6 protein-coding genes are annotated in these 9,058 nt (G+C 63.5%); 1 reads left to right on the top strand and 5 read right to left on the bottom strand.

Annotation, left to right across the window (positions count from 1 at the left end):
• Positions 1–1,237: IPT/TIG domain-containing protein (locus tag IRT45_RS25660; protein WP_228535068.1), on the top strand; the 1,237-nt coding region annotated here is incomplete at its 5' end.
• Positions 1,238–2,650: 1,413 nt separating this feature from the next.
• Here the strand turns inward: IRT45_RS25660 and IRT45_RS25655 are convergent.
• From IRT45_RS25655 to IRT45_RS25635, 5 genes are all read right to left on the bottom strand, one after another.
• Complete coding sequence (locus IRT45_RS25655; protein ID WP_194808429.1) at positions 2,651–3,544, bottom strand: SAM-dependent methyltransferase; 894 nt, start codon at positions 3,542–3,544, stop codon at positions 2,651–2,653.
• Positions 3,545–3,765: 221 nt separating this feature from the next.
• Positions 3,766–4,890 carry an acyl-CoA dehydrogenase family protein gene (locus tag IRT45_RS25650; RefSeq protein WP_228535066.1) on the bottom strand — a complete coding sequence of 375 codons (1,125 nt, stop codon included), beginning with the start codon at positions 4,888–4,890 and terminating at the stop codon, positions 3,766–3,768.
• Between the two features lie 464 nt (positions 4,891–5,354).
• Positions 5,355–7,250 (bottom strand): cutinase family protein, encoded by a 1,896-nt coding sequence (locus tag IRT45_RS25645; RefSeq protein WP_194808427.1) that lies wholly within the window; start codon positions 7,248–7,250, stop codon positions 5,355–5,357.
• Between the two features lie 434 nt (positions 7,251–7,684).
• Positions 7,685–8,404, bottom strand: coding sequence for a hypothetical protein (locus tag IRT45_RS25640; protein ID WP_228535064.1), 720 nt, complete (start codon positions 8,402–8,404; stop codon positions 7,685–7,687).
• Positions 8,405–8,578: 174 nt separating this feature from the next.
• Entirely contained in the window at positions 8,579–8,848 is a 270-nt protein-coding gene (locus IRT45_RS25635; RefSeq protein WP_194808426.1) for an MbtH family protein, read from the bottom strand.
• Between the last annotated feature and the right edge of the window lie 210 nt (positions 8,849–9,058).

Raw genomic sequence — 9,058 nt, 5'->3', positions numbered from 1 at the left:
CCTCACCACGGTGGTCCCCAACATCGGCCCGGTGGCAGGTGGGACGACGGTCGTGCTCACCGGGACGAACCTGACCGGGGCCACCTCGGTGAGTTTCGGTGCCGCACCGGCGACGTCGTTCGCGGTCGATTCCGCCACCCAGATCACCGTCGTCGCCCCAGCGGGGTCGGCGGGAACGGTGTCGGTCACTGTCACCACAGGTGGTGGCACGAGCAACGGTGTTTCCTTCACCTACGTCGCGGTGCCTACCCTCACCACGGTGGCGCCCAACGCCGGCCCGGTTGCAGGTGGGACCACGGTGGTGCTGACCGGGACAGCTCTGACCGGTGCGACGGCTGTGAGTTTCGGTGCCACACCGGCTATCTCGTTCACCGTTGACTCCGCCACGCAGATCACCGCCGTCGCTCCCGCTGGGTCGGCCGGGACGATACTGGTCACCGTCACGACCGTGGGTGGCACCAGCAACGGCGTCGCCTACACCTACGCGGCGACTCCCACGCTGACCACGGTGGCGCCGGCTACCGGCCCGGTGACCGGCGGTACCACGGTCGTGCTCACCGGCACGAACCTGACCGGGGCGTCCTCGGTGAATTTCGGTGGGACCCCGGCGGCTTCGTTCAGTGTCGATTCCTCCACCCAGATCACGGCCATCGTCCCTGCCGGGTCGGCCGGGACGGTACTGGTCACCGCCACCACCGCGGGTGGCACGAGTAACGGGGTGTCCTACACCTACGTTGCGGTGCCGACTCTGACGGCCATCGCGCCGGACGCCGGCCCGGTAGCAGGCGGGACCACGGTGGTGCTGACCGGAACGGGTCTGACCGGAGCGACCGCGGTGAGTTTCGGTGGCACCCCGGCGGCATCGTTCACTGTCGATTCCGACACCCAGATCACCGCGGTCACCCCTGCCGGGTCGGCCGGGACGGTACTGGTCACCGTCACCACCGCGGGAGGAACCGTCGACGGCGTCTCCTTCATCTACGCAGCGGTGCCGGCCGTGAGCGCGGTCAGTCCGACGTCGGGCACGGCGGCCGGCGGGACCGCGGTCACCATCACCGGTACGGATCTGACGGGTGCGACCGCGGTGAGTTTCGGTGGCACACCGGCAAGTTCGTTCAGTGTCGACTCCGCCACCCAGATCACCGCGATCGCGCCCACCGGCACGGTCGGAACGATACTGGTCACCGTCACCACTCCGGGAGGAACCAGCAACGGAGTGTCCTACACGTACCTCTGATGGTGGGTGCGGCTGAGCCGTCGGCGGGCAATCGCCTGCCGACGGCTCAATCGGGAATCGTCGACTGTCAGGGACCGGTATTCAGGTCAGATCAATGATGGGTCGGGTTGGTGACCTGGCAACCGCGGCCACTGGGGGCACCCCCGGTGGCCGCGGTCGAAAGGTCGGTGGTGGTCGGACCGAGTGAAGGCAGACCGATCGGCTCAGGTGTAAACATTCGCCGATATCGACGCCCTGGATCGATGTCTTATCGCCACATCGGCGTGTTCGCCGGATCCGGCGCCGATTCGCGCTCTGCCTACTGCCCGGTCACTTGCATACGGTGCTGTATAACCAACCGGACACTTGCAAACAACGCGCGGCAGCTGCAGGCGCATTCGTGACGCGACCGGGAATAAAATCTTTGGGCATCGAATTTGCGGGTTCTTCGGAGCCGATCCGATAACGGCGAGGGTCGCGATAACGCCAGTTCGGATTGGCATCCAGGAAGCGTGGAAAAGGTGCGGCAATCGCGCGTGTCCTCTTCGCGCGGCATTGTTTCGGGTCGTTTATGTGAGTTTGTATCTCCGGCGGCTTTGTGTAATGTCTCAGCTCGGGCCCAGGGGGAGCTCCAATAAGGTAAGAATGTCCTCGGAGGGAGGTGATCACCTGTGATTCTGACTTTTGTCGTGAACCTGCTGCACTCGCTGCTCGGTATCGTGCTGTGACTGCAATCCGGTCGCTTTACCTCCCCGATATGCGGCCGGTTGTTTCTCTGCCCGTGAAAGCGTTGGACGCTCCTCTCTGGGGGTGCATGCGCTGTGGCGGGCCTGACCAGGGGTGATCCCCCCTGAGTCATGCGAATGGTCAATTCGCTAGAACGGAGTGTGGTGACAGAATCCGGCGATTTACCAGGACTGCATTCTGTTCTGCCTATCTCTGAATTTCTGATCGGAGCTTCCGGTTCCGGCAAGTAATTCGGTCGTCTATGGAGTCTCGTTCATGAGATTCCTATTATGTCGGACGCGGGTGGTAATTTGGCATGCATACCGCCCGCGTCCGAATAATTCGAACAATCATAGACTCGGGTCATTGATAAAATGATTATACGGCCCAATGACCACTTGAAGTCGTAGCTTCGGGCCGACGCGCTACCGAACGCGCGATTGGCCATGGCGGCTCACCGATTCTCGGGGGCATTTCGAAGCCGCAAAGCCGCCCCGCATCTGCATCGTGACCGCCTCGACCGCCCCAGGTGGCGCGCTCGACAAATGGTGTCGACCGGAGCGCGCATCCACACCGTTACCCCCATTATCGCGATGCACACCTCGGCGTGAACGTGAATGGCCCGTGCGCCGGCAATGTCGATCGCGTGTGCCCCGACTGTTTAGTTCATTGTGGGTGTTGTGCGGTGCCCGGTCACGAGTTCTCGCGTTACGTGTGCTTGGTCCAGGACGGGAACGGGATCACGGTGGAGTTCGCCGTCTTGCGCCCGACACCGCCGAGCAGTAGCCGTTTCTCGATGCATCGTGGCTCGAGTGCAGGCCCCATAGGCCACCAGTCGTCCAGTTCGACGAGTCCGGGGGCGAGTATGTCCAAATCGCCGAACAGGGAGGCGATTTCGTCCCTGGTGCGGTACCAGCCGGACCCCAAGCCCGACGTGATGAACCGGTGTTGAAGTTGGACAGCCATTTCGTGCGCCGCGGATCCGTCGGCGGGGTCCCAGAAATGGGTGATCGCAACATAGGAGCCGACCGGTATCGCGTCGATGTACCGGCGCATGACTCCGGCAGGGTCGACGTCGGCGTCCACATGGTGGAGAACGCCGCACAGGATCAGAGCGAGGGGACGACTCGGATCGAGATGTGCGGCGATCTCGGGATGAGCCAGCAAGGTCTGAGGCCGGGTCAGGTCGGCCGACACGAAATGAGTGTGTTCGTTGCTCTGGAGCAGGGCTCGGCCGTGGAGGGTGCACAGCGGATCGTTGTCGACGTACACCACCTGTGCGGTGGGATTGTGCTGCTGTGCGATTTCGTGGGTGTTGCAGACGGTCGGGAGGCCGGCGCCGAGGTCGAGGAACTGGTCGATGCCGACGGAACCGGTGAGGTAACGGACCACTCGGTGCAGCCATTGGCGGTTCATCCACGCTACATCACGTTGGCGCGGTGCGATTTCAGCGACCTTGTCGCGCACGAAACGATCGACTTCGTAGTTGTCCTTGCCGCCCAGAGTCGCGTCATACACGCGAGCGATGCTTGCCCGCGTCACGTCCAGCCCCACTGGGCTGCGACTCCGTGTCGCAGGGGCGTTTTCGGACGGGTCCGGCATGAAAACCTCTCTGGACTGTGAAACCGACTGAGTAGTGCGCATGTATTTGCCGCAATTCACAAGTGTGCCAGTAGGTTCAGGGACTCGATAAGGTTTCGTCGGATGCCGGCAGGACCAGGGGCGGTAGGCCGGATGGAGACCGGTTCCTCTCACCGGCTGAACCGGTCTCCGGGAGCCGGTGCACGCGGGCTGGGAGCGGTGCCGACGCCGGACGAAGTCCGTCAGATCGTGGCGACGGCAGTCGTCGTCGACGCGACACTGAGCGGATCTCGCGCAGTTTCTCGATATTGCAGTCGCGACAGAGTGCATCCGGTACTGAGGCAATCGAGCCGGAGCGCCGTGCCGCCGAGCATGCGGGCGATGATCTCGGCTTGTGAGTAGTAGCGGCGCAACGGCCTGGTGATTTCGGTGCTCATTTCACCGTTGAGCTGTCGGCACGTGTGCATTGCCTTCGGCAGCGCTTCGCCGACCCAGTACGTCAGCACCGCGAGGTCGGTGTCCAGGCGTTCGCAATGCTCCGGCCCGTCGTTCTCCTGCGCGAGCGCCCGATTCACCGACAACGTGGCCGAGTGCAACCCACGGGAGGTGAGGTAGACGTCGGCAATGTGCTGTGAGGCCGCTCGGTACCGCGCGGAGGAACATCCGAGCTGGTGCCGGATACGGAGGTGTTCGGCGGTCCGCCTCAGTACACCCTTCAACAGGCCGTCTGCTACCGAACCGATCGCGGCCAGCGCCGATCGATTCAACGGTGGGATACCTTCGGGAAGAAGTTGCTCCGCTGGTATGGATACGTTGTCCAAATACAGCGAAAACTCCGGGAGTCCGCTGGAGGATATGTTTCGGATGCGGCCGATACCCGGCGCTTCCGCATCCACCACAGCGAGACCGGAATCGGTCGGCACCAGAATCCACCGCGCCAGGTTCGCGTAGAGCACGTGTACCTTGTGGCCGCTTATTCGCACCGTGTTGCCGTCGGTGACCGCAGTGGTCTCCAGGCCTGCCGAGAACGGTGCACCAGGTTCGTTGAGCGCTGCCGTGAGTACCGCCCCCTTGGCGACAGCTGGAAAGATCTTCTCCGCCAACATATCCGGCGCGGTTCGTAGCAGAGGGAGGACCCCGAAACCGAGGGTCGGTAGTACGGGCACCTCCACGGCGTCGGTTGCCAACTCTGTCAGCATCGCCGCTACTTCCAGCACCCCCGCGCCGTCTCCGTCGTAACGCGGCGGCAGTGGCGCCGACAGAAGTCCGCTGTCGAGAAGGGCAGACCACAGGGCGATATCGCGTGTGCTCTCCCGTTCCAGCAATCGTACGACGATTTCAGCGACCGCATCCTGGTTCTCGTCCATGGTGAAATCCAATACAAAGCTCCCGATCGAGGTGTGGGCATATGTACTCAGCTGTTGCGTATTTCGACACAAGGGAACCGGGTAGTTCTATTTGTCGCCGAGGACCGACAGAATTACCTGTTCCGGAACCGGACTCGAGAGGTGTGAGTGCGGCTGAAGGTCCGAATCGCATCCCTGATCTCTGGTGGAAATAGACGGCGTATATGCCAGTCGAAGCTTTCGCAACCAAGGTCTCGAGCCGATCGGCGGGCGAGTATCGCACTTCATCGCATGGCATGCGAAGGAGTGGCGCAGTCGAGCGATACGGTATCTGGGCCGAAGTTGAAGGTCCTGGCTGATGCGGCGTAGGATTTCGCCCTTCATGCACGATGACATACCGGTAAGCGAGGACGGGCCCTGTGGAACCGATTGTTCTGCACCGGGCTCTGTACCGGCTTGATCGTTGGTTCGAAAACTATTCGAATCTACGTTCTCATTATTTCCCCGTCTTCGTCCGGTTCGACAGAGGTGATACTTTCCCGAATGGTATAGGAAACGTCGCCTCGGTGGTGCAATTCGGCGGACTGGTTGTTGATTTCGATAAGAGCGGGCATGTCGTCCTCTTGGTGACTTGATTTCACAGCCGTTGCTGGGGCTTGTGGACGGCGTAAGTGGTTTCGGATGGCGGTCGAAATTCTGGCGAGGAGGATGAGGCCGATCAAAAAGAGCAGCCAGTGCAGTCGGCTGTTCGATCGGTCGGTCCCGTGGGAAGAAGGGGCGCTGCGGAGATGCGTGGGCTGTGTCATCGTGACCGGCAGGTCGGCAGGGGGCGAGGGTGTGGTGACGGGAATCGTGTCCGATGGCCTTGCCGGCAGCGTCGGAGGCGAGGCGGTCGGGGTCGTCGGTGCCGAGATCGAGGGTGGGGCGGTGGCGAGCGGTCCGTGGGTTCGACGGGAGAGATGGGGACCGGCGAGGTCGCGAGCCACGGCGGTGAACCAGTCGGCGAGCACTTCGGTGCTGGAGCGGACGCTCATGCCGGCGGTTGCGTAGGCGCCGTGTCGGTGGACGGTGTCGGCGTAACGGAGCCACGTGTGCGGGTCGAGCAACTCGGCGTTGTCGGCACCGAGCCGACCGACGGCATCGAAGATCTGAGTCAGTGGCCGGAACGCTTCGGGCTGTGCCGGCGGATGGTGCGAGGCCGACGCGACGTCTTGGGCGAGGCGGGTTAGCCCCGCGAGCGGGTCGGCCGATGCAGCGGTCGCGATCTGGGAAAACTCGGAGGTGGACAGTGCGAGTGCGGTCCCCGTGATCGCGAGAAGTGTGTTGAACGCGGCGGTCGCCAGTTTCAGCAGCGCGTCGCGAGACTCCGGATCCGCGAGGACGCGCGGGTCGGCGGCTTCGGCGAGCCGGATACTGAGTGTCTTTTCCGATGTCAGAGACAGGGTTCCGAGCGAATAGCCGTGCGGGTCCTCGGTCACCGCCGTTGCCAGCGTTTTCGTGAGTGTCGCCTGGATGGTGCCCGCGATGGAGAACAGTGTCGCCACCGGGTCGTCGGGGTTGAATTCGACCTGCCCGGCCATCGTCGCGATCATATGAAGTAGCGGGGAATCGGTGGGTGCGTCGCACGCCAGGTCTCCGGGTAGGCACAGCGACGCCACCCGCCCGGTGAGCGCTCCGAAATTCTCGGTGATGTCTCGGATCGGGCCGATGCCGCCACCCGGCGGAGTGGGTAGCGAAAACCGCGGCAACTCGGCCACTTCCGTTCCGGCGGTGTCGGGCGCCGGATCCGGCCGATCTTTACCCGGGACGCCTGGAAACACAGGTGCGGCCCGGCCACGGGTAGGGTCGGCGAGTAGTGCCACCGCGGCGACCTGATCCGGCCGAACCGCGCCGCCGCCGGCCCCGACTTCCTGCGCGAACATCGAAACAACATGCGCCCCTTGCGAATAACCGATCAGCGCCAGCTCGGTATGCGAGCATCGGCCGACGATCTCGCGTGCCATCGACTGCAGGCGGTCGAGACCCTCGGCCGCCGAGTACGAATACGGCGTAGGCCCGCCGGGCACCATGCCGCCGAACGAAGCCAGGTACGGGACGTACGCGTGCCCTGCCCCCTGTGGCCCCACTCTGGACAGAAGTGGGACAAGCACTGCCGAAAGCATGCCGTCATCGACGGAAACCGATGCATCAGGCGATGATTCGCCTGTCCCTTGGACCCCGAGGACATACAGGGGAGGACACTGCCGCGCATCGGGCGATGACCCATCGCCGGGTTGCGCCGCTGCTGACCCGGCTGCCGTAACGGCAGCCGCAACGAATACGCTCGACATCCCTCGCAACAGTGCCGAGCGCATCGGTCGTGCGTGCACCTTCGACATCATGGACGAATCTCCCGGATGGAATTCTGTGTGTGCAGCCGAGTGCGGTCTCTCCCGTGCGCTGCTCGGTGTTCGAACAGTGCAGTGGGTGTTTCAGGGCGGCAGAAGCAGTTCCGCCGTCCGGGACCTCGTATTCACAGACGTAGCGACGTGGCGACGTCGTCGAGCCGATCAGCTGCCGACATCCCCGCACAGGGGCCGGCAGCATCCGACCTGCATGCGTCGTCTCGGAGCGAGCTCAGCTGGATCGACACGCAACGGCCGCGGAATCCGACTCACACGGGCCGCCTGCCTTCCGGGCTCCCCGCCCACGAATGGCATCGACAGCTATTCGACGCCACAGGGATCTTGGATCGGAAACATTTTCTTCACAGGAGCTCGATCGGGCGTTGTATGTGCGGCGATCCTGAACTGCGCCACACATACAACGCTCTGGATCACGATGTCCGAAGCATCCCGACCGTTCTCGGTGGAGCGGTGAGAGCGTGCACCGCACCGAGGGTTCCACCGGCCGCGGCACCGATGGCCGCCAGTGGGACAGCCATGAGCGCGGCTCCGTAAGCGGCGCCGACCGGGCCCGCGGCAAGGCCGATCGGCGCGAACGGCATTCCGACGGCAAGTCCTATTCCACCGCCGACGACTGCTCCGACCAGTGCGAACGGGCTAGCTACCGCGGCACCTGTCACCGCACCGATCGCGGCACCACCGAGAGCTTCGCCTGCGATGCGGTCCGATCGGCTGCGTTCCATTCCCACCGAGTCGAGGAAGGTCGCCATATTGGCCTCGGTAACCGCAGCGCCGTCGTTGAGCTGGATCGCTTGCTCCCGGTAGAGCCACTCGGGGGCATCGACCTGAACATCACCGAAGCGCAGTTTTCCGGCCGGCGGTGCGATCGGCGGCACCGGTGCGACCGGGACGGGGGCATGTAGTACGCCTACCGGAGCCAGGTAGTTCTGCTCCGGCGTCGGGCGTGCCCACTGTAGCGAGCTGAATGTGTTGTCCGGAATCTTCAGCCCTTCGTACGGATGTACGTTCGGCGGTTCGGCCGCAGGCCACTGCGCCGGCTGCCCGGACTCGGAGCGATTCGACTCTGTTGCTGGGGCGGTCTGGGCAGCGTCGGCTCTCGCGAGGCCGGTTCCCGTGAGCGCCAGCGTCATCGAAACGGCAACTCCCGTCCCTACCGCCGAAATCGCCATTCTTCGGTGCGTCTTGGTAGCCGAGTGCTTTCCCTTGCCCATAGATCACCTTCCATCGGAGAAGAGATTTCAATGCTGGACTTCAGATGTGCCGGCCATGTGAAGCGATCGAATCCGGCGCCGTGGAACTGTTCGTTATTTGCGGCGGCGGGTCGAGGATTTGGGCTTGTCGTTTTTGCGTGCCGTGTCGTCGGCCGCCATCGCGTCACGCAGACTTTTCGGCCGCATATCGGTCCAGTTCTTTTCGATGTACTCGATGCAGGCGTCGCGGCTGTTTTCGCCGAACACGACATCCCACCCGTCGGGGACCTCCGCAAAGGTCGGCCAGATGGAATATTGTTCCTCGTCGTTGATCAGAACCGAGAATCGGCCATTGTCGTCGTCGAAGGGGTTGGTGCTGGTCATTTCGCCTCCCTGAACGGTCGTATCGAGTGGATGGACAACTTCCCAGTCCGAAACGCCGGCCTCTGCGATGCAGTCCTACTGAAGGGGCGTTGCGCCGAGAATGTTCGGTTTCAGTTGCCGGTTACTGCAGCCGTATCGGCGATAGTGCGGTATGTGGAGCGTCGAGTGTGCTCGGCGAGCGCTCCGGCCGGGTGGCCGAAAAGCTGCGAC

The sequence above is a fragment of the Nocardia sp. BSTN01 genome, assembly GCF_015354405.1.
Lineage (GTDB): Bacteria > Actinomycetota > Actinomycetes > Mycobacteriales > Mycobacteriaceae > Nocardia.
This window is presented reverse-complemented; position numbering and strand designations above follow the sequence as displayed.

Excerpts from the sequence above, each read along its gene's own strand:
- IRT45_RS25655 (WP_194808429.1), bottom strand. The coding sequence starts at position 3,544 with ATGCCGGACCCGTCCGAAAACGCCCCTGCGACACGGAGTCGCAGCCCA.
- IRT45_RS25650 (WP_228535066.1), bottom strand. The coding sequence starts at position 4,890 with ATGGACGAGAACCAGGATGCGGTCGCTGAAATCGTCGTACGATTGCTG.
- IRT45_RS25645 (WP_194808427.1), bottom strand. The coding sequence starts at position 7,250 with ATGATGTCGAAGGTGCACGCACGACCGATGCGCTCGGCACTGTTGCGA.
- IRT45_RS25640 (WP_228535064.1), bottom strand. The coding sequence starts at position 8,404 with ATGACGCTGGCGCTCACGGGAACCGGCCTCGCGAGAGCCGACGCTGCC.
- IRT45_RS25635 (WP_194808426.1), bottom strand. The coding sequence starts at position 8,848 with ATGACCAGCACCAACCCCTTCGACGACGACAATGGCCGATTCTCGGTT.